The organism is Microbacterium sp., from assembly GCF_036566905.1.
Classification (GTDB): Bacteria; Actinomycetota; Actinomycetes; order Actinomycetales; family Microbacteriaceae; genus Microbacterium.
The window spans coordinates 16,608-40,392 of the sequence record NZ_DATCVK010000217.1 but is presented as its reverse complement, the minus strand read 5'-3'; the positions used below and the strand labels follow the sequence as shown (position 1 = coordinate 40,392).

The following is a 23,785-nucleotide window of genomic DNA, read 5'->3' as shown; positions in this document are numbered from 1 at the left end:
GTCTCGGCCTGCTGCGCGAGGGCGGCGAGCCCCTCGCGCTGGCGCCGCTGCTGGCAGCGGTGCCGGCGACGACGAGAGGGCTGCCCGCGGCGATCGGCGTGTCCGGCGGGCAGACCGCCGTCGTCGATCTCGTGGCCGACGGACCCCACGCCGTGGTCGCGGGCGTGACAGGGGCGGGCAAGAGCGAGCTGCTCATCACGTGGATCCTCGCGCTGTGCGCGACGCGGAGCACAGACGAGGTGACGTTCCTGCTCGCGGACTTCAAGGGCGGCACCGCCTTCGACGGCCTCGCGGGCGTGCCACACGTCACCGGCGTGATCACCGATCTCGACGGCTCGGGTGCACGGCGCGCCATCGAGAGCCTCCGAGCCGAACTCCGACGCCGCGAGGCGGCCATCGCGACGGCCGGGGCCCGCGACGTCGGGGATCCGCGCGTGCGGCTCCCGCGTCTCGTCGTGGTCGTCGACGAGTTCGCCGCGCTGCTGGCGGATCATCCCGAACTGCACGGGCTCTTCGCCGACATCGCGGCCCGGGGCCGGGCGCTCGGCATCCACCTCATCCTGGGCACGCAGCGGGCAGCGGGCGTGATCCGCGACAACCTGCTCGCGAACTGCCCGCTGCGGGTGAGCCTGCGTGTGACCGATCCCGCCGACAGCCGCACGCTGCTCGGCACAGACGACGCCGCTCGGCTCCCCGGCGATGGCGCGGGCCGGGGGATCGCGCTCCTCCGTCGCGCCGGCGACACGGCGCCCCAGCAGGTGCGGATCGCACTCTCCGGTGCCGACGACGTCGCGGCCGCCGCGCTGCGGACCGGCCACCGGCCGCCCAGCCGCCCCTGGCTGCCGGAGCTGCCCATTCGGCTGTCGATCGAGGAGCTCGCCGCCCGTGCGATCGCCGATCACAGCGCGCCGGCCACGGGAGTCGCGCTCCTCGGACTGGCCGACGAGCCGGATCGTCAGCGGCAACCGGTGGTGAGCATCGGCCCCGCCGATCGGGGGATCCTCGTGCTCGGCGGGCTGGGGAGCGGCGTCTCCAACGTGCTGGAGGTCATCGCGGCGCAGGCGCGCGAGTCGACCGTGCGCGTGCCGGCGCACCCAGAGCTCATGTGGGATGCCGTCGCCGCTCTCCACGACGCGCTGCCACCGGCGGGCGCCGCCGTGCTCATCGACGACCTGGACGCGGTGACGCTACGCCTGCCCCCGGAATACGCGCACGCCGTCCTCGAGCGTGTGGAGAGCATCGTCCGCCGTGCCGCGGGCGCCGGAGTCCTCGTCGTGGCGGGCGCGCATCGCATGACCGGTCCGGTGTCGAGGGTCGCCGAGCTGTTCGCACGGCGACTCGTGCTGCCGTATCCCACTCGCCTCGACCACGCGGCGGCCGGCGGCGATCCGTCGGCGTTCGACCCCTCGGTGCCTCCCGGTCGGGGGCGTCTCGACGGGCGCGCGGTGCAAGTCGCCCTGGCGCCGACCACGCCGGCGCCGCCGCACCCGGCGGACGCATCGTGGATGCCCACGGCGCGGCTCACCGGTGTCGTCGCCCGCCGGTCGCCGGCCGGTCGGCGGGCCCTCGCCGCGTGGGAGGACCAGGGTGTGCGCGTGCGCGAGGTCGACGACTACGTGGGCGATCCCACGGCCACGGCAGAGGGGCGCGTCGTGCTCGTGGGGGAGCCCGACGACTGGCAGCGGCACTGGCGTCTGCTGGCGGACGTGCGCGGCGACCACGACCTGGTCGTCGACACGTCGTGCGCACCTGAGCTGCGCGTGCTGGCCGGCTTCCGCGGGGTGCCGCCGTACTGCGAGCCGGGAGCCGGGCGTGCGTGGCTCATCGCTTGCGGGGCGGACCCCGTCCGCATTGTCCTTCCCGTCGGAGATGTCCGGCCGAACCGTCGGACCGGTGTATTGACCGACCCTTCCCGCACGCCATAGCGTCGCTCTGTGGCTACAACCCCGATCGATCTGCAACGGCCCGAGGGCAAAGGGCTCGCCGCCGGCACGCTGGGGCTGTGGGGCTCCACCGTCATCGGCCTCGCGTCCACCGCGCCGGTCTACTCCCTGGTGGCGACCCTCGGGTTCGTCGTCCTCGCGGTGGGGGCGCAGGCGCCCATCGCGTTCGTCATCGCCTTCATCCCGATGCTGTTCATCGCCTTCGCCTACCGCGAACTCAACAATGACGTGCCCGACTGCGGCACGACGTTCACCTGGGGCACCAAGGCCTTCGGCCCGTGGGTGGGCTGGATGGGCGGGTGGGGCGTCGCCGTCGCCGGCATGGTCGTGCTCGCGAACCTCGCCCAGATCGCCGGCATCTACTTCTGGGCGCTCATCGACGGGATCATGCGCAGCCCCGAGGACGCCCTGCTCTCGGACAACGTCCCGCTCGTCACGGCGACCGGCGTCGTCTTCATCGCGGCGATGACCTGGGTGAGCTGGCGCGGGGTCGAGATCGGCGAGCGGATCCAGAACATCCTGCTCGGCATCCAGTACCTCGCGCTGGCGATCTTCGTCGTCGCCGCGCTGTGGCACTTCTTCGCGGGCACCGCCCCCGACCCGACCCCGTTCGACTGGTCGTGGTTCAACCCGTTCGCGTTCACCGAATGGGGCGGATTCGTCGAGTCGATCCTGCTCGCCCTCTTCATCTACTGGGGCTGGGACACGTGCCTCGCGCTCAACGAGGAGACCAAGGACCCCAAGCGCATCCCCGGCCGCGCGGCGCTGCTGACCACCGTCATCCTGTTGGTCACCTACGTCGGGGTCACCGTCGCGGCGATGATGTACGCCGGTCTCGGCAGCGAAGGCACGGGCCTCGGCAACGAGGCCAACGCCGACGACTTCTTCCTCGCGATCAAGGACGGGCTGCTCGGCCCCCTCGGCTGGGTGCTGGTGGTCGCGGTCATGATCTCGGCGATCTCGTCGACGCAGACGACGATCCTGCCGACCGCCCGCGGAACGCTGGCGATGGCGGCGTACAAGGCGCTGCCCCGGCGGTTCGCCTCGGTGCACCCGCGCTACAAGACGCCATCGTTCTCCACGCTCGTCATGGGCATCGTCGCGTCCGTCTACTACGTCGGGATGACGCTGATCAGCGACAACATCCTGCAGGACTCGATCCTCTCGCTCGGGCTCGCCATCGCGTTCTACTACGCGATCACCGGCTACGCCTGCGTCTGGTACTTCCGCCGCGAGCTGTTCACATCGGCGAGGAACTTCTTCTACCGGTTCCTGTTCCCGCTGCTGGGCGCGCTCATGCTGACGTACGCGTTCGTGCAATCGGCGATCGACATGTACGACGTCGACTACGGCTACACCGTCCTCCTCGGGATCGGCGGCACCTTCGTCCTGGGCATCGGCGCCCTCGCGTTCGGTGTGCTGCTCATGTTCCTGTGGTTCGCGTTCCCGCGCTCGAAGGCGTTCTTCCGCGGCGAGAGCCTCAACCGCGACACCGAGGTGCTCGTGCCCGAAGACCCCGCCGACTACTCCCGGTCGATCGACGGCGGCCTCGCCTGAGCTCCGGCGCGGCACGCCGACGCCGCTGACTCCCGACGCGGTCCCGCCGTCGTCACCGCCCGAGGTGCGCTCCGCAGCCCACCTCGTACGCCTCCCGCAGCCACGACGCGACGGTCTCGTCGAACTCGCTCTCGTCGGCGAGGCGGAACTGGTGCACGAAGAGGCGGCGGCCGTACGGCGAGACGCCGAGAATCCGCGGGTCGGGTGGCAGTTCGCGCATGAGGTCGAAGTACCCGCGCACGCCTGTGCGGACTGGCCGGGCGCCGGCGAACCCTCGCCGCGGTCCGCGGAAGGTGATCGTCGTCTTCGCCACCGCGTGCGTCACCGGGCCGAATGACCTGATGAGCTCGTCGATGCGATGCCACAGTCGCACGGCGTCGGGATCGGCGTCCTGAAGGTGGTCCGCCACCGTCCATTCGCGTTCGTCCGTCACGGCACCAGTGTCGCGCGCCGGGCCGACATCCGCAGCCCTCACGCGCATGCCCGAAGCCCCGGGTGCGAGGCACCCGGGGCTTCGGTGACCTCGCTCAGACCAGCGCGGCGTCCAGCGGTGCGAGCTCGAGATCGTGCGCGGTCGCGACGCCCGCGTTCACGATGCGCCCGCCCATGGTGTTGAGGCCCGCAGCGAGGGCGGGATCCGATCGGAGCGCCTGCTGCCATCCGTGCCGCACGATCTGGCGGATGTAGGGGAGCGTGGCGTTCGTGAGCGCCGAGGTCGACGTGTTCGGTACGGCGCCGGGCATGTTGGCGACGCAGTAGAAGATGCTCCCGTGCACCGGGAACGTGGGGTCGGCGTGCGTCGTCGGGTGCGTGTCTTCGAAGCAGCCGCCCTGGTCGACCGCGATGTCGACGAGCACCGAGCCCGGACGCATGCGCGCCACCATGTCGTTCGTGACGAGCTTCGGGGCCTTCGCGCCCGGAATCAGCACGGATCCGATGACGAGGTCCGACGAGACGACCGCGCGGTCGAGATCGAGCGGGTTGGAGGCCGCCGTCTTCACGCGCCCCTGGAAGTGGTCGTCGAGGTATCGGAGCCGCTGCACGTTGGTGTCGAAGACGGTGACGTCGGCACCCATGCCGACCGCGATCACTGCGGCGTTCGCACCGGCGACACCACCGCCGATCACGGTCACCGTCGCCGGTCGCGTGCCCGGGACGCCCGACATCAGCAGGCCCAGTCCGCCCGCGGACCGCATCAGGGTGGCGGCGCCGACGGTCGGCGCGAGCCGCCCGGCGACCTCGCTCATGGGCGCGAGGAGCGGGAGCCCACCGCCCGCGAGCTGAACAGTCTCGTAGGCGATCGCCGTCACGCCGTCCGCCACCAGGCGCTCGGTCAGGGGACGGTCGGCGGCGAGATGCAGGTAGGTGAAGAGCACGAGGTCGTCGCGGAAGTAGCCGTACTCGCTCGCGATGGGCTCCTTCACCTTCAGGAGCAGCTCGGCGCGCGCCCACACCTCCGCGGCGTCGTCGAGCAGCACCGCCCCGGCGGCCTCGTACTCGGCATCCGGCATCGACGAACCCTCGCCCGCGCCGCGCTGAACGAAGACCTCATGGCCGGACGCCACGAGGTCGTGCACTCCCGCAGGAGTGAGGGCCACCCGGTACTCGTTGTTCTTCACCTCGGTGGGGACGCTGATCCGCATCGTGTGATCCTTTCCGCTCCGCCATTGGAGCGCTCGGGCTCCTTGTGGGAGCGCCTCTAGAAGGCGGGGCGGATGGCCCCGACGTCCTGCCCGCCGCCGGTGACGGCGAGCGGAAGCTTCGACAGCGTGTCTGCGACATCGGACGGCGCGAGCGCACCGTGGCGCTCCAGCAGGCGCAGTGCCACGGCGGTTGCAGCCCGGCCGCTGCCGTCGAGCATCTTGAGCGCCACCGTGGTGCCGTTGGGGGCGACCATGACCATGACTCCCTCGGCGCCGCCTTTGGCGAACACGCCGAGCCGCTCGATGACGATCGTGTCGGCCCGGCCGGGACCGTCGATTGTCCACGGGTCGGCACGCACCGCCCCGACGAGCGCGCCGGCGCTGCGGTGCAACGCGAACGGAGAGGTGGTCGACGAGTTGCCGATGCGATGGATGGCGCGGGCCAGCCCGAAGAGCGTCATGGCGTAGACCGGAGCGCCGCAGCCGTCGACGGCGGTCGCGGCGGTCTTCTCGCCGATCAGCCGCTCGACCGTCTCGCGGATGAGGATCTGCACCGGATGCTCGGGCGCGAGGTAGCCCTCCGTGTCCCAGCCGTTGACGACGCTGGTGAGGAGCATCGTCGCGTGCTTGCCCGAGCAGTTCATGCGGATGCGCGCGGGCTGGCCGAGTTCGCGCACCATCTCGTCGCGGGTCGCGGTGTCACTCGGCCAGGCGGCCGGACACCCGAGGTCCTCCTCGCCGAGCTGGGCGAGGGAGAGGATGTCGCGGACGACGGCGACGTGACGGTCGGTGCCGGCATGGCTCGCCGTCGCCAGCGCGAGCCGCTCGCCCTCGAGGGGCGCACCCGCGGAGAGGCAGGCCAGCGCCTGGAGCGGCTTGAGACTGGAACGGGGGAGGATCAGCGACGACGGATCGCCCAGCTTCTCGGCGATCGTGCCGTCGGCGGCGAGCACGAGGGCGATGCCGGCGTGCCGCGACTCGACGAATCCGCTGCGTTCGACAACGGCGAGTTCGACGGCGTCGGCTGCGGCGAAGGTCTGCGGCACCCCGACAGCCTACCGCCGCGGCGCGGGTCGCCTCGCATGACAGACTGTGCTCATGTGGGGCGAGCATCGATACTCCGTCCGGACCACGTGGACAGGTGATCGTGGCACCGGCACCTCCGGCTACCGGGACTACGACCGGGCCGTGACGCTCGAGATCGACGGCAAGCCCGCGCTGCTGGCGTCGTCCGACAAGCCGTTCCGCGGCGATCCGTCACGGTGGAATCCCGAGGACATGCTGCTCTCAGCCCTCAGCGAGTGCCATCTGCTGTCGTATCTTCACGCGTGCGTGCAGGCGGGCGTCGTGGTCGTCGGCTACGAGGACGAGGCATCCGGACTCATGGTCGAGGACGGGCGCGGCGGCGGTGCCTTCCGCGAGGTCGTGCTCCGACCGCGCGTGACCGTCGCGGACCCGTCGATGACGGATGCCGCGGCCGCTGCGCACGCACAGGCGCGGGAGTGGTGCTTCATCGCGAACTCGGTGAACTTCCCCGTGCGCCACGAGCCGACGGTCATCGTCGCTCCTTCCTGAGTCCGCCCCTGACGTCCATCTCGTGACGACGGGGAAGGAGGACGCGGAGCCTGGCGGCGTCAGCGACGCTCGTGGGGGAGGACCTGCTTGATGCGGTCGATCGTGTTCTGCGCCGGCACCTCGTTGTAGGCGTTCGCGAGCTCCTGACCCGACAGGGCGTGGATCGCGGCCATGATCTCGTCGGTGGCGAGCCGACGCGCCTTGCCCGATGACGCCGGGCCGTGATGCGCGAGATCAAGGGGCTCGCCGAACTTGACGGTGACACGGTGCGTGAGCGAGGGCCTCTTGGCGCCGACGGGCATCACGTCGTCGGTGCCGATCAGACCCACGGGCACGACGGGGGCACCGGTCTGCAGCGCGAGGAACGCGACGCCCGTCCGGCCCTTGTACAGGCGGCCGTCGAGCGAGCGGGTGCCCTCGGGGTACAGCGCGACGGCGCTGCCCTCCTCGAGCAGCGTGCGCTGCTGATCGAGGGCGTCGAGCGCTGCCTGTCCGGCGCCGCGCTGGACCGGGATGGCCCCGATCGCGGTGAAGAACCAGCGGGATGCGGGGCTGTCGAAGTAGCTCGCCTTCGCCAGGAAGTGAACGGGACGGGGAGCGGCCACGGGGATCGCGATCGAGTCGATGAACGACAGATGGTTGCTCGCGAAGATGACCGGTCCGGACTTCGGGACGTTCGCCTTGCCCTCCACGCGCGGACGATAGATCACGCGCGCGAGGGGCCGGATGATCTGGCGTCCGACGGCGTAGGTGAAGCCCATGCGACGAGCCGGTGCGGCCGGAGCGTCGGTCGTTTCCACCGTCTCGTCGGCGGTGTGGTCGGCGCCGGGCACGAGGTCGGAAGTCACCCGTCGAGGGTACTCCCGATTGCATTCCGGTATCGGCATAGCCCTTTCTCAGCGCGAACAGAGCAAAGATGCGAAAAGATGGAGGCTTCCCTTCCCATGTCTCGAGGTTGTTCCGTGCGCATTCGCCCGCTCGCCGCCCTGTCCGTCGCCGCGATGTCGGTACTCCTGCTGGCCGGCTGCTCCGGCTCGGCCGAACCCGACGCCAGCCCCACGCCCTCGTCGTCCGCCGCGTCCGAGTGCCTTCTCGACGCCAAGCCCGGCGACGACTCCGACGCCATCCAGGTGACCGGCAGCGGCACCGACCTCGCCGCGACGGTTCCCGACTCGCTCGCCTTCGAAGACGTCCAGCGCACGGTCGTGACGGAAGGCGACGGCGATGATGTCGTGTCGGGCGATCTCGTCAGCGGCTTCTACACCGTCTACGACGGGTCCACCGGCGAACTGCTGCAGGACTCGTCCGAGACGTCGCCCGACGATTCCGGCGAGGTGCCGATCCTCATGGATCCCCAGAATTACTCGCTGTTCGTCGCGACGCTCGAATGCTTGCCGCTCGGTTCGACGGTCGCGATGACGATCCCGGGCTCTGCCTTCGGCGAGGGTGCGTCCCCGGTCGTCGTCGTCGCGGAGACCACCGACTTGATCCCCACCAGCGCCACCGGCACCGAGCAGGACCCGGTGGACGGGATGCCGACCGTCGAGTTCGATGACGACGGCGCCCCGACGATCACCATCCCCGACACCGACGCGCCGACCGAGGTGCAGCTCACCGCGCTGAAGAAGGGCGACGGTCCCGTCGTCGCCTCGGGTGACACCGTGTTCGTGCAGTACACCGGCGTGAAGTGGTCGGACGGCTCGGTCTTCGACTCCAGCTGGGACCGCGGCCAGCCCGCCGCCTTCCAGACGACCGGCGTCGTCGCGGGCTTCCAGCAGGCGCTGGAGGGCCAGACGGTGGGTTCGCAGATGCTCGTGGTCATCCCCCCGGCGTTCGGGTACGGCGAGGGTGAGATCAACGACCAGGACCTCACGGGCGAGACGCTCGTCTTCGTCGTCGACATCCTGGGCGTGCAGCGCGCCGCTGCCGCCCAGTAGCACGCGGCCGCATCCGGCCCGCCGCTAGGCTGGCCGGATGCGGCGCGTCCTGATCCTCGGCTCGACCGGCTCCATCGGCACGCAGGCGCTCGACGTCGTGCGGGCCAACCCGCGGCGGTTCGAGGTGGTGGGGCTCGCAGCGGGCTCCGATCGCGCCGCCCTCGAGGCGCAGGCCGCCGAGTTCGGCGTCGAGAGCACGGCGCTCGGCGCCGTCGAGGCCGAGCAGCTCGTGCGCGACGTCGAGGCCGACGTCGTGCTCAACGGCATCACCGGCTCCGTCGGGCTCGGCCCGACACTCGCGGCCCTCGAGACGGGCCGCACGCTGGCGCTCGCGAACAAGGAGTCCCTGATCGTCGGCGGCGATCTGGTCACCGCGATCGCACGTCCCGGGCAGATCGTGCCGGTGGACTCGGAGCATTCGGCGATCGCGCAGGCACTTCGGTCGGGAGAGCGCGACGAGGTGCGTCGGCTCGTGCTGACGGCATCCGGCGGCCCGTTCCGCGGGCGCAGCCGGGAGTCCCTCGAAAGTGTCACGCCGGCCGAGGCGCTCGCACATCCCACGTGGGACATGGGGCGAGTAGTCACCACGAACTCGGCGACGCTCGTCAACAAGGGCCTCGAGGTGATCGAGGCGCATCTGCTCTTCGGTGTGCCCTACGCCGAGATCGACGTCGTCGTGCACCCCCAGTCGATCGTCCACTCGATGGTCGAGTTCGTCGACGGGTCGACGATCGCGCAGGCATCGCCGCCCGACATGCGCCTGCCGATCTCGCTCGGGCTCGACTGGCCGAATCGCATCGCCGGTGTCGGGCGTCCCCTGGACTGGACGACCGCGACGTCGTGGACGTTCGAGCCGCTCGACGATGCCGCCTTCCCCGCGGTGCGGCTCGCCAAGCAGGTCGGCCGCGCGGGCGGGACATACCCGGCGGTGTTCAACGCCGCGAACGAGCAGGCCGTCGACGCCTTCCACGAGGGCCGCCTGAGCTTCCTGGGGATCATCGACGTCATCGCCCGCGTGGTCGATGCGCACGACGCGCCCGACGCGCTCACGCGCGCTGCGCTGGCCGACGCCGAGGAGTGGGCGCGCCGCGCGGCCGACAAGGCGATCGCCGCGGCATCCGCATCCTGACCGGAGGGCGCGGGCCCCGGGTGCTCAGGCCTCGGGATACACCGGCCGCAGCGGGTCGGATGCCGGAGTCTCGTCCTCCGGGTACGGCACCGCCCAGTGCGGCTCGGGCACGGGCCAGCCGGCTTCGCGCAGGGCCCGGCGGGCGAGCTCGCGCGCCGAGTACGGCGTGCGGACACCGCGGATGTCGCGATAGTCCTGGTGCCCGGGACCGGCCCAGAGGATCGCGTCGCCGTCGCCGACGAGCGCGACGGCCTCGATGATCGCGCGCTCCGGCGGGGAGAACTCGTGGATCTCGGCATCCGGCTGCGCCCGGCGTGCGCCCTCGACGAGGGTGGCCCGGATCGAGTCGGGGTCCTCGTGGCGCGGGTGGTGGTCGGTGATGACGAGGATGTCGCTGCCCTCGACGCCGGTGCGCCCCATGTCGTGCCGCTTGGTGGCGTCGCGGTCGCCGTCGGCGCCGAACAGCATGACGACCCTGCCCGGTGTCACCCGGCGCACCGCGGCCAGGGTCTTCTCGAACGCATCGGGGGAGTGACCGAAGTCCACGTAGACGGCCGGCCCCGTCTCGCCCGAGACGAGCTCGGTGCGCCCGGGCAGGTAGGCGTCGATGCGCCCGCCGTCGAGCGCCTCGACCAGACGCTCCCACGCGTAGCCGCCCTCGAGGATCATGACGATCGCGAGGCCGGCGTTGGCGGCCATGTGCCGCCCGATCACGGGGACGAGTGTCGTCAGCGTGCGCCCGTCCCGGGCGGTGAGACGGAACTCGGTGCCGACCGGGCGCTCGTCGAGGATGTCGACGACCCAGTCGGCGGCGGCCGCGGCATCCGGATCCGAGGCGAGCGCGGGCGTGCCCACCGTGACGGTGGGCACCTCGCTGCGCGCGACGACCTCGGCGCCGGGATCGGAGTCGATGCAGACGACGGCGCGGCGCGCGCGGTCCGGACGGAACAGCGGCAGCTTCGCCTCGAAGTACTCGCGCATGTCGGCGTAGTCGTCGAGGTGGTCGTGGGTGAGGTTGGTGAAGCCGGCGACGTCGAACACGATGCCGTCGACGCGGCGGCGGCTGAGCGCCTGCGCGCTCACCTCGACGGCGACGGCTTCGACGCCCCGTTCGCGCATCAGGGCGAGGAGCGCGTGCATCTCGTAGGCCTCGGGCGTCGTCAGCCGCGAGACGACGACCTGTCCGGCGATGTGCCGTTCGGCGGTCGACGACAGCCCGGTCGTCACACCGAGCTGGCCGAGGATGCCCTCGAGCAGGTGCGACACGCTGGTCTTGCCGTTGGTGCCCGTGGTTCCGAAGAGCGTCGGGAGATCGTCGTCGCGACCGGTGCTGTACACCCACGCCGACAGCTCGCCGAGGAGCGCGCGCGGGTTGTCGACCAGCACGACGGGCAGCCCGCTCGCGGCGGCGACGTCGGCTCCGGCGGCATCCGTCACCACGGCGACGGCGCCTTTCTCGGCCGCCGTCGCGGCGAATTCGGCGCCGTGGCGGTTGACGCCCTGCACCGCGACGAACACGTCACCGGGCCGGAGATCGGCGGTCGCGAGGGTGACGCCCGTGAGGGTGGCGCCGGCGACGTCGCCGCGGACGTCGACGGCGAAGCGCGCCGCGAGGTCCGCGAGGGAGTGGGTCGGCGGCGCGTCGGGGCGGAGTACCGGGGGCAGGTTCGAAGGCGCGTCGGTCGGCATGGCGCATCCATCTTCGCACGGCGCCCGTGCCCTCGCCCGCGACGCAGGACACGGGCGCCGGCAGTCCCCGCGGCGGGCTCGTCACCGTCGTCCGACGCGCCCGGCGCCCCGGTCGCCGAGCAGGATGTCCACGCTCGGCGACCGGGACACGCGGAGCGGCTCAGGCCTTGCGGCGCCCGCGCACGAGCACGACCGCGAGTGCGGCGATTCCCGCGACGAGTCCGCCCGCGGCGAGCCAGCGTGCGACCGGGTCGGCGGACGTGCCGGATGCCGCCTCCTCGGTGTCGGCGGCGGCGTCGGCGCTCTCGTGGGTGGTGTGGTCCGCACCTTCGGCCCCGGCCGCATGCCCCGCATCGGGGTCGTCCGCGACGGCGCCCACTTCGACGAGCGGCGCCGGCGCGTCCAGGTCGTGCGGATCCTCGCCGTCCTCGGCGATCTGCGTCCACGCCGTCTCGCCCTCGGCGCAGGTCTGGGTGACGGGGAAGGCGAGGGTGGTGCCGGCGGCCGCCTCGGTGAAGAGCACATCCATCGAGACGGTCGCCTTGAGCCCGTCCTCGACGGGGGTGTCGGGGGTGTAGACGACGCGCGTCGGCACGCCGTCGGCGCCGAGGTCGCGCGTGATGGTCCAGCCGCCCTGCACGACGGGTGTCGCGTTGCCGACGCCCTCGGGGATGTCGACGGCGAGCGCGGTCGTGGGCGAGCCGTCGCAGCCGTGCGAGAACGAGAAGGTGAGCGTCTCGGTGCCGCCGGCCGCGGCGGCCTCAGGGGTCACGTGCACGTGGGCGGACGCGGCGAGCGGCGCGGCGAGGGCGAGGGCGAGTCCGGCGGTGGCGCCGATCACGAGGCGGCGGGTGGGGGACATGTGGGTGAACGCGTTCATAGGTGTGTGCTTTCGTCTGTCGTCGGGGTGATCGGCGCGAACGGCCGACCGGCGGTACGCGGTGGATGCGCGTACGCGAGAGGACCCGGCGCACGCATCGGGCGCGGCCGGCGACGGGCGCGGCGCTCGATGCGCCGCTCAGACGAAGGCGGGAGGTCCCCGCCGGGAGGCGTCCGAGAGGACGATGCGCAGCGTGCCGCCGAACGGACGCGTCTGCGGCGTGACGAGCCGCGGCATCGGCGCACGTGGGGCGATGCCGCGGGCGCGCGTGAACACCGAGCGGATGCCGCGGCCCAGCGCGCGCAGCATCCGCTCTCCGCTGTGCAGCGCGACGACCGTGGCGAACGCGGCGAGCACGTGGGCGGCGAGCATAGGGGCGTCGGGGAGTACGACGGCGCTGAGATGGCCGCCCAGGTGCGTCACGTGATGCCCGTGCAGCGCCGCGGGGTCGGCGTCGGCCGTCAGAGCGAACGCCACGTGGAACAGCGCCTGGCTCGCGAGCACGGTGGCGCCCATCCGCCACGCGGACAGGCGGCGCCCGATGAGGCCCACCGCGAAGGGCGACGCGAGGATGCCGACGGCGACGACCAGGGCAGGGGAGGGAGCCCCGCCACCCGCGAGCGTGTGAGCCGTGGCGGCGACGACGGTCGCGACCCATGCCGCGGTGGTGCCGCGCAGCGCGCGCACGTGGCGTGGGGTCACGGCTCCTCCTCGGGTCGAGCCTACGGGAGGCGTGAGGCGTCGCCCGAACACACCGTCACACCCAACTCAAAGCATCGCGCGGGTACCGTGAGCGTGTGGAGATCCTCGCGTTCGTCGTCGGTGTCGTGCTCATGGTCGTGGGCCTCGCCGTCTCGATCGCGCTGCACGAGCTCGGCCACCTGTGGCCGGCGAAGAAGTTCGGCGTGCGCGTCGGCCAGTACATGATCGGATTCGGGCCGACGCTCTGGTCGCGGCGCATGCGCGGGACCGAGTACGGCGTCAAGGCGTTCCCGATCGGCGGCTACATCTCGATGGCCGGCATGTATCCGCCGTCTCCTCAGGCCGCGACCCGGGGCGGACGTGCCGCAGGCGGGTTCTTCGCCACGATGGTGCAGGACGCTCGCGACGCCAACGACGAGACGCTGCACGGCGACGACGATGCGCACGTCTTCTACCGGCTGCCGGTCTGGAAGCGCATCGTCGTGATGCTGGGCGGCCCGGTCATGAACCTCCTGTTCGCGATGGTGCTGTTCGCGATCCTCCTCACCGGCATCGGCGTGCAGACCGCGACGACCACCGTCGCCCGACTGTCGGAGTGCGTGCCGACGACGAGCTCGACCGAATGCGCGGCGTCCGCGCCCGCAGCCCCCGCAGAAGCGGCGGGCGTCCAGCCCGGCGACACGATCGTCTCGATCGACGGGCAGCCGGTCAGCGACTTCGACGAGGCGTCCGCCATCATCCGCTCCTCGCCCGGCGAGCAGCTGACGTTCGTGGTCGAGCGCGACGGCGCCGAGCAGAGCATCCAGGTCACGCCGGCGACGATCGAGGACGAGGTGACCACCGCCGACGGCACGACGACGACCGAGGAGGTCGGCTTCGTCGGCATCGGCCCGTCCGTCGAGTACGTCACGCAGCCGATCTGGGCGGGACCCCAGATGGCCGTGCAGAACGTCGGCGCCGTCGCAGGCATCATCTGGCAGCTGCCGGCGAAGGTGTGGCAGACGGGTGTGGACCTCGTCACCGGCGCCGAGCGCGATCCGAACGGGCCGCTCAGCATCGTCGGGGCCGGGCGCCTGTCGGGCGAGGTCGCCGCCGCGGATTCGCCGGTCCTCAACCGCGTCGCCGGCTACCTCTCGCTGCTCGCGTCGCTCAACATCGCGCTCTTCGTCTTCAACCTCATCCCGCTGCTGCCGCTGGACGGCGGACACGTCGCGGTCGCCCTGTGGGATGGTCTCAAGCGCGCGTGGGCGAAACTGTTCCGCCGCCCGCCGCCGAAGCCCGTGGATGCGACCAAGCTCGTGCCGATCACCTTCGTCGTCGTGATCGCGCTGATCGCGATGGGCGCTGTGCTGATCCTCGCCGACATCTTCAATCCGGTCTCACTGTTCTGACGCGGCGCCTGTCGCCGCAGTCCGCCAGGAATCTCCGTCGGTCGTGTCGAAAACGGCCTTGTCCGTTCGCTGTAGGGATGCAACGGTTCCACTGACGAAAGGACGACGACCGTGAAGTACGTGATCATGTTCACCTCGACACCTGAGCTCGACGCTGCGGTGCCGGAGGAGCGCCGCCAGGAGGTCTACGGGCGGATCTACGAGTGGTTCGGCACGAACGCCGACAAGATCGACGACTCGGGGGCGGAGCTGCATCCCGTCAGCACCGCGACGACGGTGCGGGCGGGCGACGACGGGCCCGTCGTCGCCGACGGCCCGTTCTCGGAGGCGAAGGAGGTCGTCGGGGGATTCAGCGTCATCGACGTCGCCGACCTCGACGCGGCGATCGAGCTCGTGAAGACCTGGCCCTCGCTCGAATTCCCCGGAGTCGCCGTCGAGATCCGGCCGATGGTCGTCGACTACAGCCAGTTCGAGTGATGCCCGAGCCGGTCCCCCCGCCTCCTCCAGGCGCCGCCGGCGCGTCGCCCGGAAGATCCGGGCGCGGGGGCCAGGCCGCGGCCGGGCGGGGTGCAGACGCCCCGCGCCCGTCGTACGGCCGCGCCGCGGCATCCGATCGCCTCCTCGCGGCGGTCGTGCGCGAGGAGTCCGCACGCATCACCGCGGCGCTCACCGTGTCGTTCGGCAGCTTCGACGTCGCCGAGGAGGCGGTCGCGGAGGCGGTCGTCGAGGCGCTGCGCGAATGGCGGGCCCGGGGGATCCCGCCCAAGCCCGGAGCCTGGCTCATGCAGGCGGCGCGGCACAACGCGCTGGACCGCGTGCGCCGGGAACGCGTGCTGCGAGACAAGGTCGCGCTGCTCGCTCCGGTGGCCAGCGTCGGAGGGGCACCGGCCGATGAGCGGCTGCCGCTGCTGTTCGGCTGCTGCCACCCGGCGCTCGCGCCCGACGCGCAGCTCGCGCTGACCCTCCGCGCGGTGTGCGGACTGACGACGGCGCAGATCGCCCGCGCCACGTTCTCGGCCGAACCGACCGCCGGGCAGCGCATCTCGCGCGCCAAGCGCAAGATCGCCGAGAGCGGTATCCCGCTGCGGGTTCCCGAAGGGGCGGATGCCGCCGCGCGGCTCGACCTCGTGCTGACGGTCGTCTCGGTGATGTACAGCGAGGCCCACTTCGTGGCGGGGGCGGATGCGACGGCCGACCGCGACCTCGCCGACGACGCGCTCTGGCTCGCCCGGGTGGTCGCCGAGGCGCTGCCGCGTGCCGCGGAGGCGCAGGGACTCCTCGCTCTCCTGCAGTTCCACCGTGCGCGCGAGTCCGCGCGCTCGGTGGACGGTGAGCTCGTGCTACTCGCCGACCAGGACAGGTCCCGGTGGGATGCGGCGCTACTCGGCGAGGCCCGGGCCTCCCTGGAGCGTGCGGCCCGACTGCGCCGTCCGGGACGCTGGCAGCTGCACGCGGCGATCGCGGCGTGCCATGCGGATGCCGCGGATGCGGCGTCGACCGACTGGCTGCAGGTGCTGACGCTCTACGACATGCTGCTCGCGTACGACCGATCGCCGGTGGTGCGCCTCAACCGCGCTGTCGCAGTGGCGCGTGTGGGGGGCGCTGCGGTCGCGCTCGCCGAGGTCGACGGGCTTGCGGATCCGCTGGCACGTTCGCACCTGTGGCACGCCGTCCGGGCGTCGTTGCTGCGCGACCTCGGCCGCGACGACGAGGCGCTCGCCGCGGACCTCCGCGCGCTCGAGCTCACGGCGAATCAGGCAGAGCGACGCCTTCTCGCCGCCCGCGCGGACGCGTCCGCCGGCCGCTGAAGGAGTCTGTGCCGGAGGTCAGGCGCCGACCGGCGTGAGAGCCTGCTCGACCAGGCGCTGCAGCGTGGTCATGCCGTCCCGCGACAGGATCGACTCCAGGTGCCCCTGCACCGACGCGAAGCCGGGTCCGCGCAGCGCGTAGACATCGCCCGCGGCGTCCGCCGCGATCTCCGACTCGCCGGCCCGCGTGGTGCCGGCCGGAACGCGGGCCGTGAAGGTGTTGTAGAAGCCGATGGATGCCGGCATGCCGAACACGTCGACCGACTTCTGCAGCCCTTGGTGCGGCGCATCCAGCGGCGCGAGGTCGATGCCGAACGTGTCGGCGAGGATCTGGTGGCTGAGGCACACGGCGAGGATCGGCCGCCCGGTCTCTCGTCGTCGGGCGACCACCTCGCGCATGCGGCGGATGCGGGGACTCGACACATCGCGCGGGTCGCCGGGCCCGGGTCCGGACACCAGGAGTTCCGCGTCGTCGATCTGCGCGTCGGTCACCTCGTCCCACGGCGCGATCCGCACGTCGAGCCCGAGATGGCGCAGCTGATGCGCGAGCATCGTGGTGAAGCGATCCTCGGCGTCGACGACGAGCGCCGACCGGCCGGCGAACGGTGCGGGCCCGTCCGAGCCCTGCGGGTTGAGCCAGAATTCCGCCAGGCGTCCGTTGCGGGAGGTCAGCAACTCGGCGATCGCCGGATCGTCCGCGAGGCGTCGGGGCGCGGGAGCGGGAGCGTCCTCGTCGATGACGTCGGCGTCGGGCACGGCGACGACGGCAGCCTCGGCGGCAGCGTCACGGGGCACGGCGCCGATGGCACCGAGCACGCCGGCCGCCTTTCCATGCGTCTCGCCGACCTCGCCGTACGGGTCCGAGTGGCGCACGAGCGTCGCCCCGACGGGGACACGCAGCCGGCCGTCCTGCAGATACGCGGTGCGGATGAGGATGGGCGCGTCCAGGTCGTGGGTCGCCTCGCCCGCCGCGAGCGTCAGGCGCGGGGTGAACAGAGCGGCCACGCCCGAGTAGTAGCCCCGGGGCGTGGTCTCGTGCCGGGTGATGACGGTGCAGGCGTTCTGCATGGGCGAGCCGGTCACGGTCGGCGCGAACATCGTCTCGCGGAGGATGTCCCGCGGATCCAGCCGGCTGCGTCCCCGCAGCACATACTCGGTGTGCGTGAGCCGCGACATCTCCTTGAGGTGCGGACCGGTGATGCGGCCGCCGTCGGAGCAGACGGCGCTCATCATCTTGAGCTCCTCGTCGACGACCATGAACAGCTCCTCGGTCTCCTTCGTCGAGCGGAGGAACTCGGTAAGCGTCTCGGCGGTCGCGCCGCCGGCGGGGTGACGGAACGTGCCCGAGATCGGGTTCATCGTCACGACGCCGTCGCGGGCGCTGACGTGGGCCTCGGGGCTCGCGCCCACGGCGACGTGGCCCGGTGTGACGACCGCGAAGGTCCAGTAGGCGCCACGCTCGTGCTCGAGGAGTGCCCGGAACCACGTGAGCGCGGCGGTGACGGCATCCGTCGACACACCTGCGGTGAAGTCGCGGCGGATGACGAAGTTGGCACCTTCGCCGCGCCCGATCTCGTCGGCGATCACCCGCCGCACGATGCCGGCGTACTCCTCGTCGGCGATGTCGAAACCCGCGTCCTCCAGCGCGACGGGCTCGGTCGGCAGCTGCGCCATCGCCTCGTCGCGGGGGAGCGCGGTCCGCTCGCGGACGATGAGGCAGCGCAGCGGCGCGCCGTCGTCGTGGCACTCGAAGCCGCGCTCGCGCACCTGTCGGAACGGCACCAGCGCGAGCACCTCGCGCGGTGTGCCCGAGGCGTCTGTCAGCGGGATGTCGGCGAGCAGATCGACGTCGACGACGTCGCCGGTGAGCAGTTCGACGGTCGCTTCGTCGCGGGCGATGAGGGCGAAGGGGATGCCGCGGTCGGCGATCTCGCGGAGCGAGGGGTGGGCGGGCCCGGTCATGGCTGTGGTTCTTTCGTCGTGGGGGAGGCATCCCTTACGAAAAAGAAGACCGCCCCGAGGGCGGTCTGGGTCGCGCGAAACCCACCGCCTATGCGGTGAGCCACCAGGTGAGGCGTGCGGACATGCGCCGAACCTACCACACCGCTCGTGGGCCCCGTCGGCGACGTTACGTCTGCCGCGCCCGCTCCAGGATCTCGGCGCCGTGACGCCAGCCCACGGTCTCGTAGCCGACCACCACCACGGCGGGCGCGCACGCGATGAGCAGCAGCGCCACCCCGAGCGACGCGCCGAGCGTGACCGCGATGACGCTCGCGGCGAGCGCCGCGACCGAGCCCAGGTAGAGCCAGATGTGGAACGGATCGAACTGCATCACGGTGAGCGCGTAGATGCCGAACAGGAACGTCTCGTAGACGAGCACCGGAATCGCGATGCTGAGCACCGCGAAGGTCTCGTCGACGTGTGCGTGGTGCGAGATGACGTTGGCGGCGACGTGGAGTCCCGCGCCGACGGCGATCAGCGAGCCGAAGACGAAGAGGTGCAGGTAGCCCCACGGGAATCCTCGCCAGCGATGCCGCTCGAGCACCTCGCCGAACGGGATGACGAAGTAGTTCCACCACATGCCGAACGCCAGAGCGGTGCCGCCGAACGCGATCAGGGCCGCTTCCAAGGACCAGACGTCGTCCTGGATGACCGCGGATATCGCCAGGATCGTGCCGAGGATGACCTCGCCGAGCGTGATGATGACGAGGAGTCCGTAGCGCTCGGCGATGTGGTGGGGGTGCCACGGCGTGGGCCCGAATCGCGTCTCGGCGAACAGCGGTCCCGCCAGCTCGAACAGCATCAGCAGCGTCGTGAAGACCAGGGTCGTGCCGACGGGCAGATTGAGGAAGATCAGCACGATCCATCCGAGCTGCGCGATCGAGACGTTGACGATGTAGGCGAGGCACGTCTTGCGGCGCGCTTCGTCCTGGACGGCGGCGCGTATCCAGAGCGCGATCGTGGCGACGCGCATGACGACGTATCCGACGACCATGACGGTGTTGTCCAGGTAGTGGCCGCCGTCGATGGAGTGGAACACGTCAGGCACGCCGAGGGCGACGATCAGCACGCCCACCATCACGACCAGCGTCGAGACGCGGAAGTAGATGTCGTCGGTGTCGTACGCCGACGCGAGCCAGCTGTAGTTGATCCATGCCCAGGTGACCGCGAAGGTCGAGAAGGCGAACCCGATCAGGGCCGAGCTGACGTGCCCCAGCTCGAGGTAGTGGGCCATCTGCGACGAGATCTGGCTGAAGGCGACGACGAACGTCAGGTCGAACAGCAGCTCCAGGGGGGTCGCTGTCCGGTGCGCCTCGTTCGGGTCCCTGCCGGTCATGCGTCCGAGATGGTGGCTCAGGCTCATGGCGGGAAGATACACCGTCAGCGCGACGCACCTGAAAGCGAGCGGCTGCTCGTCGGTTCCGGCATCCGCTCAGCACTTCGGCAGACGTCTCCCGGTGACGCCGAGGCCGCCGGGCGCCCTGCCGCGTAGGCTGGTGACGTGCCAGCCGTCAATCTCGGGATGCCCAAGGTCCCCGAAACGCTCGCCCCCCGTCGCAAGACCCGCCAGATCAAGGTGGGCAAGGTGCTGGTGGGTGGCGATGCCCCGGTGAGCGTGCAGTCGATGACCACCACGCCGACGACCAACATCAACGCCACGCTGCAGCAGATCGCCGAGCTCACCGCGTCGGGCTGCGAGATCGTGCGCGTCGCCGTGCCCTCGCAGGACGACGCCGACGTGCTGCACATCATCGCGAAGAAGAGCCAGATCCCGGTGATCGCCGACATCCACTTCCAGCCCAAGTACGTGTTCCAGGCCATCGACGCCGGCTGCGGCGCGGTGCGCGTGAACCCGGGCAATATCCGCAAATTCGACGACCAGGTCGGCGCGATCGCCGCCGCCGCGAAGGCGGCCGGCGTCTCGCTCCGCATCGGCGTCAACGCCGGCTCTCTCGACCGGCGCCTGCTCGAGAAGTACGGCAAGGCGACCCCCGAGGCGCTCGTCGAGAGCGCCGTGTGGGAGGCGTCGCTCTTCGAGGAGCACGACTTCCACGACTTCAAGATCTCGGTCAAGCACAACGACCCGATCGTGATGGTCAAGGCCTACCGTCTGCTCGCCGAGCGCGGCGACTGGCCGCTCCACCTCGGTGTGACCGAGGCGGGGCCGGCATTCCAGGGCACGATCAAGTCGGCGACCGCGTTCGGCATCCTGCTCGCCGAGGGCATCGGCGACACGATCCGCGTGTCGCTGTCGGCGCCGCCCGCCGAAGAGGTCAAGGTCGGCCACCAGATCCTGCAGTCGCTGAACCTGCGCGAGCGCAAGCTCGAGATCGTGTCGTGCCCGTCCTGCGGCCGTGCCCAGGTCGACGTCTACACGCTCGCCGACAACGTCACCGAGGGCCTGAAGGACATGACGGTGCCGCTGCGCGTCGCGGTCATGGGCTGCGTCGTCAACGGCCCCGGTGAGGCCCGTGAGGCCGACCTCGGCGTCGCCTCGGGCAACGGCAAGGGGCAGATCTTCGTGAAGGGACAGGTCATCAAGACCGTGCCCGAGGCGGACATCGTCGCCACGCTCATCGAAGAGGCCAACCGCATCGCCGACGAGATGGGCCCGGGCGCTCCCGTCGGCACCGCGCAGGTCGTCACGTCCTGATGGGTCTGGGCCGCCTGTCGGCCCTGCAGCGCGCCCGCGTCGACGCGTGGCTGCCGGGGGCCGAGGTCGTCGACGACCTCAGCTGGAACCAGGTGGAGACGGTCGTGCTCCGGGTCCGGCACGCCGCTCGCGAGCTGATCGTCAAGGCGTCCGGCGACGGCGACCACCATCTCGGTCGCGAGCTCGATGCACACGAGGGCGGCTTCGTCTCGGTGTGGCAGCAGGGCGGCCGCGCGGCGCGACTGCTGCACTCGGACCGTGCGGCGCGCGTGCTGGTGCTCGAGTGGCTGCCGGGTGAGCTCGCGTACCGGACGCCCACAGGTGTGGACCCCGAGATCCACCGCCGCGCGGGAGAGCTGCTGCGGCAGTTCCACGACCAGGCCGCCCGTCCGTCGGACGGAGCGGATGCCGCGGCCACGCGTCGCGCCCTGCTCTGGCTCGACACGTCCGACGCCATCGCGCCCGACCTGCAGGCGCGGCTCCGACACGCGCTCGCCGCGCTGCCTCCGATCGACGCGGACCTCGTTCCCACGCACGGCGACTGGCAGCCGCGCAACTGGCTGGTGGACGCCGGCGTGGTCCGCGTGATCGACTTCGGCAGGTTCGCGTTCCGCCCGGCCGCGACCGACTTCGTGCGGCTCGCAGCGCAGGAGTGGCGTGAGAACCCGGCGTGCGAGACCGCGTTCTTCGAGGGGTACGGCCATGATCCGCGGCTCGGCTCCGGTGCATCCGACCGAGCCTTCGGTCCGTCTCACTGGCTCCTGCTGCGCCTGCGCGAGGCCATCGGCACCGCCTGCTGGGCGCACCAGGTGGGCGATGAGTCGTTCGAGGCGCAGGGCCATCGCATGATCGCCGACGTGCTCGCGGAGTTCGAGCGCTGACGACCGCTGTCCCGCCGGGCGGCATGGCATGATCCGAGAATGCCTCTCGACCGGATCGCCCTCATCTCCGACGTCCACGGGAATCTGACCGCTCTCGAAGCGGTGCTCGACGACATCGCCGCCCGTGGCATCGGCCGGATCATCAACCTGGGCGACAACATCGGCAAGGGGCCGCGCGGCGCGGCCGCGACCGAGCGCGTGCGCGACGTGTGCGAGGTGAACATCCGAGGCAACTGGGATGACTTCATCGGCACCGTCGGCGACGACCAGCCGGAGGAGATGCGGTGGTGGCGGGACGAGCTCTCGCCGGAGCAGCGCAGCTGGCTCGGGGGCCTCGCGCTCAGCCACGACCTCGTGATGAGCGGCCGGCGGATCCGGCTGTTCCATGCGTCGGCCGAGAGCCCGCACGTGCGGGTGCGGTTCCATCACACCGACGAGGAGTTCGACGGCATGTTCCGCGCCACCGCGATGACCGGCGACGGACCCGAGCCGACCGTCGTCGGCTACGGCGACATCCACGACACGTATCTCGAGTCCCGCGACGGCCGCACCCTCTTCAACGCCGGCAGCGTCGGCAACCCGCTCGACGAGCCGACGCCGAGCTACGTGATCCTCGAGGGCGTGCTCGACGCCGCCGAGCGCGCGCCGTTCGAGGTGCGCTTCGTGCGGGTGCCGTACGACGTCGACGCCGAGGTCGCGGCGGCGCAGGCCGCCGGCATGCCACAGCGCGACGTCTGGGAGGTCGAGCTCCGCACCGCCGTGTACCGTGGACGGCAGGGCGCATGAGCGCCGCCGCCGGCTCGGCGCCGACGGAGGCCGCCGCGCCGCTGTCGCGGCCGATCGTCGCCGGGATCGTGACCGCGCTCGTCGGGGTCACGAGCTCCTTCGCCGTCGTGCTCACCGGTCTCGACGCGGTCGGCGCCACGCGCCCGCAGGCGGCGAGCGGCCTGCTGGTGCTGTGCCTGACGATGGGCGCTTCGGCGATCGTGCTCGCATGGCGGTACCGGATGCCGATCACGGTGGCGTGGTCGACGCCCGGCGCCGCGGTCCTCGCCGCCACGGGCTCCGTCGAGGGCGGCTGGCCTGCCGCCGTCGGAGCGTTCCTGGTGACGGCCGCCCTGATCCTGCTGACGGCGCTCTGGCCGCAGCTCGGCCGCCTGATCGCCCGGATCCCCCCGTCGATCGCCCAGGCGATGCTCGCGGGTGTGCTGCTGCCGCTGTGTCTGGCGCCGGTCACCGGAGTCGTGGCGAACCCGTGGGGCGTCGTCCCCGTGCTGCTCACCTGGCTGGTGTTCGTGCGCGTGGCGCCGCGCTGGGCGGTGCCGCTGGCCTTCGTCGCGGCATCGGTCGTCATCGGGGTGCACGTCGTGGTCTCCGGCGAGACGGTAGACCCCGCCCTGCTGGTGCCCCGGCTCGAGTTCACGGCGCCCGTCTTCACGGTCGGCGCCATCGTCGGTCTGGCGCTGCCGCTCTTCCTGGTGACGATGGCCTCGCAGAACGTCCCGGGCGTCGCCATCATGCGCAGCTTCGGCTACGAGGTGCCCTGGCGACCCGCAATGCTCGTGACCGGCGTCGGCACCGCCCTCGGAGCGACCGCCGGCGGGCATGCGATCAACCTGGCCGCGATCAGCGCGGCGCTCGCCGCGGGGCCCGACGCCGACCCCGATGCGAAGCGGCGCTGGGTCGCCGGGGTGTCGACCGGGGCCGGCGGCATCGTGCTCGGCGGTCTGTCGGCGGCACTCGTCGCGTTGGTGGTGGTGTCGCCGGAGGCCGTCATCCCGGCGGTGGCCGGCATCGCACTCTTCGGCGCGTTCGGCTCCGCCGTGCAGCAGGCGATCGATGACCCGGGGGAGCGGCTGCCGGCTGTGGTGACGTTCCTGGTCGCGGCGTCGGGTGTGGCGATCGCGGGCGTCAGCGCGGCATTCTGGGCGCTGGTCGCGGGACTCGTGGTGCGCGAGGTGCTCCACGCGGGACGCCGCTCGCGCTGAGGATCACC

21 protein-coding genes are annotated in these 23,785 nt (G+C 71.7%); 12 read left to right on the top strand and 9 right to left on the bottom strand.

Features of this window, described 5'->3' with window-relative positions:
- Window positions 1-1,925, top strand: a 1,925-nt coding sequence (locus VIP82_RS18725; protein WP_331911389.1) for an FtsK/SpoIIIE domain-containing protein, incomplete at its 5' end; no start/stop codon positions are given.
- A gap of 9 nt (window positions 1,926-1,934) precedes the next feature.
- Window positions 1,935-3,500, top strand: coding sequence for an APC family permease (locus VIP82_RS18720; protein ID WP_331911387.1), 1,566 nt, complete (start codon window positions 1,935-1,937; stop codon window positions 3,498-3,500).
- Between the two features lie 52 nt (window positions 3,501-3,552).
- Here VIP82_RS18720 and VIP82_RS18715 read toward each other — a convergent pair whose 3' ends face one another.
- From VIP82_RS18715 to VIP82_RS18705, 3 genes are all read right to left on the bottom strand, one after another.
- Window positions 3,553-3,933 carry a DUF5655 domain-containing protein gene (locus tag VIP82_RS18715; protein WP_331911385.1) on the bottom strand — a complete coding sequence of 127 codons (381 nt, stop codon included), beginning with the start codon at window positions 3,931-3,933 and terminating at the stop codon, window positions 3,553-3,555.
- A 94-nt stretch (window positions 3,934-4,027) separates the two neighbouring features.
- The gene (gene ald, locus VIP82_RS18710; RefSeq protein ID WP_331911383.1) at window positions 4,028-5,143 is read right to left on the bottom strand and encodes an alanine dehydrogenase; all 1,116 of its coding nucleotides are present in this window, start codon (window positions 5,141-5,143) and stop codon (window positions 4,028-4,030) included.
- Between the two features lie 56 nt (window positions 5,144-5,199).
- Window positions 5,200-6,189: an asparaginase gene (locus VIP82_RS18705; RefSeq protein WP_331911381.1), complete on the bottom strand. Its 990-nt coding sequence runs from the start codon at window positions 6,187-6,189 to the stop codon at window positions 5,200-5,202.
- Window positions 6,190-6,241: 52 nt separating this feature from the next.
- Between VIP82_RS18705 and VIP82_RS18700 the strand changes: the two genes are divergently transcribed.
- Window positions 6,242-6,718, top strand: a complete 477-nt coding sequence (locus tag VIP82_RS18700; RefSeq protein ID WP_331911379.1) for an OsmC family protein — start codon at window positions 6,242-6,244, stop codon at window positions 6,716-6,718.
- A gap of 59 nt (window positions 6,719-6,777) precedes the next feature.
- Here the strand turns inward: VIP82_RS18700 and VIP82_RS18695 are convergent, their stop codons facing one another.
- Window positions 6,778-7,479: a lysophospholipid acyltransferase family protein gene (locus VIP82_RS18695; protein WP_331911391.1), complete on the bottom strand. Its 702-nt coding sequence runs from the start codon at window positions 7,477-7,479 to the stop codon at window positions 6,778-6,780.
- A 201-nt stretch (window positions 7,480-7,680) separates the two neighbouring features.
- Between VIP82_RS18695 and VIP82_RS18690 the strand changes: the two genes are divergently transcribed.
- Together VIP82_RS18690 and dxr are read left to right on the top strand one after the other, a co-directional pair.
- Window positions 7,681-8,655, top strand: coding sequence for an FKBP-type peptidyl-prolyl cis-trans isomerase (locus tag VIP82_RS18690; protein ID WP_331911377.1), 975 nt, complete (start codon window positions 7,681-7,683; stop codon window positions 8,653-8,655).
- Between the two features lie 37 nt (window positions 8,656-8,692).
- Complete coding sequence (gene dxr / locus VIP82_RS18685) at window positions 8,693-9,784, top strand: 1-deoxy-D-xylulose-5-phosphate reductoisomerase (RefSeq protein ID WP_331911375.1); 1,092 nt, start codon at window positions 8,693-8,695, stop codon at window positions 9,782-9,784.
- 24 nt (window positions 9,785-9,808) lie between these two features.
- On the opposite strand, the gene VIP82_RS18680 is transcribed toward dxr, so the two are convergent.
- The 3 genes from VIP82_RS18680 to VIP82_RS18670 form a co-directional block, all read right to left on the bottom strand.
- Complete coding sequence (locus VIP82_RS18680; RefSeq protein WP_331911373.1) at window positions 9,809-11,473, bottom strand: Mur ligase family protein; 1,665 nt, start codon at window positions 11,471-11,473, stop codon at window positions 9,809-9,811.
- 160 nt (window positions 11,474-11,633) lie between these two features.
- Window positions 11,634-12,353, bottom strand: a complete 720-nt coding sequence (locus VIP82_RS18675; protein ID WP_331911371.1) for a YcnI family protein — start codon at window positions 12,351-12,353, stop codon at window positions 11,634-11,636.
- Between the two features lie 138 nt (window positions 12,354-12,491).
- The gene (locus VIP82_RS18670; protein ID WP_331911369.1) at window positions 12,492-13,055 is read right to left on the bottom strand and encodes a hypothetical protein; all 564 of its coding nucleotides are present in this window, start codon (window positions 13,053-13,055) and stop codon (window positions 12,492-12,494) included.
- A gap of 95 nt (window positions 13,056-13,150) precedes the next feature.
- Between VIP82_RS18670 and VIP82_RS18665 the strand changes: the two genes are divergently transcribed.
- The 3 genes from VIP82_RS18665 (at window position 13,151) to VIP82_RS18655 (ending at window position 16,254) form a co-directional block, all read left to right on the top strand.
- Window positions 13,151-14,446, top strand: a complete 1,296-nt coding sequence (locus tag VIP82_RS18665) for a M50 family metallopeptidase (RefSeq protein ID WP_331911367.1) — start codon at window positions 13,151-13,153, stop codon at window positions 14,444-14,446.
- A gap of 111 nt (window positions 14,447-14,557) precedes the next feature.
- Window positions 14,558-14,923: a YciI family protein gene (locus VIP82_RS18660; protein ID WP_331911365.1), complete on the top strand. Its 366-nt coding sequence runs from the start codon at window positions 14,558-14,560 to the stop codon at window positions 14,921-14,923.
- Window positions 14,923-16,254, top strand: a complete 1,332-nt coding sequence (locus VIP82_RS18655) for an RNA polymerase sigma factor (protein ID WP_331911363.1) — start codon at window positions 14,923-14,925, stop codon at window positions 16,252-16,254. The genes VIP82_RS18660 and VIP82_RS18655 overlap by 1 nt, the downstream gene beginning before the upstream one ends.
- Window positions 16,255-16,272: 18 nt before the next feature.
- Here the strand turns inward: VIP82_RS18655 and VIP82_RS18650 are convergent, their stop codons facing one another.
- Window positions 16,273-18,216 carry an anthranilate synthase family protein gene (locus VIP82_RS18650; RefSeq protein WP_331911361.1) on the bottom strand — a complete coding sequence of 648 codons (1,944 nt, stop codon included), beginning with the start codon at window positions 18,214-18,216 and terminating at the stop codon, window positions 16,273-16,275.
- Window positions 18,217-18,382: 166 nt separating this feature from the next.
- Window positions 18,383-19,618 (bottom strand): low temperature requirement protein A, encoded by a 1,236-nt coding sequence (locus VIP82_RS18645; protein ID WP_331911359.1) that lies wholly within the window; start codon window positions 19,616-19,618, stop codon window positions 18,383-18,385.
- A gap of 138 nt (window positions 19,619-19,756) precedes the next feature.
- On the opposite strand from VIP82_RS18645, the gene ispG reads away from it, so the two are divergent.
- From ispG to VIP82_RS18625, 4 genes are read left to right on the top strand one after another with little or no spacing between them, the layout of a single operon-like run.
- Complete coding sequence (gene ispG, locus VIP82_RS18640; protein WP_308870094.1) at window positions 19,757-20,908, top strand: flavodoxin-dependent (E)-4-hydroxy-3-methylbut-2-enyl-diphosphate synthase; 1,152 nt, start codon at window positions 19,757-19,759, stop codon at window positions 20,906-20,908.
- The gene (locus tag VIP82_RS18635) at window positions 20,908-21,789 is read left to right on the top strand and encodes a phosphotransferase (protein ID WP_331911357.1); all 882 of its coding nucleotides are present in this window, start codon (window positions 20,908-20,910) and stop codon (window positions 21,787-21,789) included. Before ispG ends, VIP82_RS18635 begins: the two co-directional genes overlap by 1 nt.
- Before the next feature lie 39 nt (window positions 21,790-21,828).
- Window positions 21,829-22,575: a metallophosphoesterase family protein gene (locus tag VIP82_RS18630; protein WP_331911355.1), complete on the top strand. Its 747-nt coding sequence runs from the start codon at window positions 21,829-21,831 to the stop codon at window positions 22,573-22,575.
- Window positions 22,572-23,777 (top strand): benzoate/H(+) symporter BenE family transporter, encoded by a 1,206-nt coding sequence (locus VIP82_RS18625; protein ID WP_331911353.1) that lies wholly within the window; start codon window positions 22,572-22,574, stop codon window positions 23,775-23,777. The genes VIP82_RS18630 and VIP82_RS18625 overlap by 4 nt, the downstream gene beginning before the upstream one ends.
- Window positions 23,778-23,785: the final 8 nt, after the last annotated feature.

Coding starts and splice junctions, on each gene's coding strand:
- VIP82_RS18645 (WP_331911359.1), bottom strand. CDS start 19,618: ATGAGCCTGAGCCACCATCTCGGACGCATGACCGGCAGGGACCCGAAC.
- dxr (WP_331911375.1), top strand. CDS start 8,693: ATGCGGCGCGTCCTGATCCTCGGCTCGACCGGCTCCATCGGCACGCAG.
- VIP82_RS18675 (WP_331911371.1), bottom strand. CDS start 12,353: ATGAACGCGTTCACCCACATGTCCCCCACCCGCCGCCTCGTGATCGGC.
- VIP82_RS18655 (WP_331911363.1), top strand. CDS start 14,923: ATGCCCGAGCCGGTCCCCCCGCCTCCTCCAGGCGCCGCCGGCGCGTCG.
- VIP82_RS18695 (WP_331911391.1), bottom strand. CDS start 7,479: ATGGGCTTCACCTACGCCGTCGGACGCCAGATCATCCGGCCCCTCGCG.
- VIP82_RS18700 (WP_331911379.1), top strand. CDS start 6,242: ATGTGGGGCGAGCATCGATACTCCGTCCGGACCACGTGGACAGGTGAT.
- VIP82_RS18630 (WP_331911355.1), top strand. CDS start 21,829: ATGCCTCTCGACCGGATCGCCCTCATCTCCGACGTCCACGGGAATCTG.
- VIP82_RS18650 (WP_331911361.1), bottom strand. CDS start 18,216: ATGACCGGGCCCGCCCACCCCTCGCTCCGCGAGATCGCCGACCGCGGC.
- VIP82_RS18680 (WP_331911373.1), bottom strand. CDS start 11,473: ATGCCGACCGACGCGCCTTCGAACCTGCCCCCGGTACTCCGCCCCGAC.
- VIP82_RS18625 (WP_331911353.1), top strand. CDS start 22,572: ATGAGCGCCGCCGCCGGCTCGGCGCCGACGGAGGCCGCCGCGCCGCTG.
- VIP82_RS18635 (WP_331911357.1), top strand. CDS start 20,908: ATGGGTCTGGGCCGCCTGTCGGCCCTGCAGCGCGCCCGCGTCGACGCG.
- ald (WP_331911383.1), bottom strand. CDS start 5,143: ATGCGGATCAGCGTCCCCACCGAGGTGAAGAACAACGAGTACCGGGTG.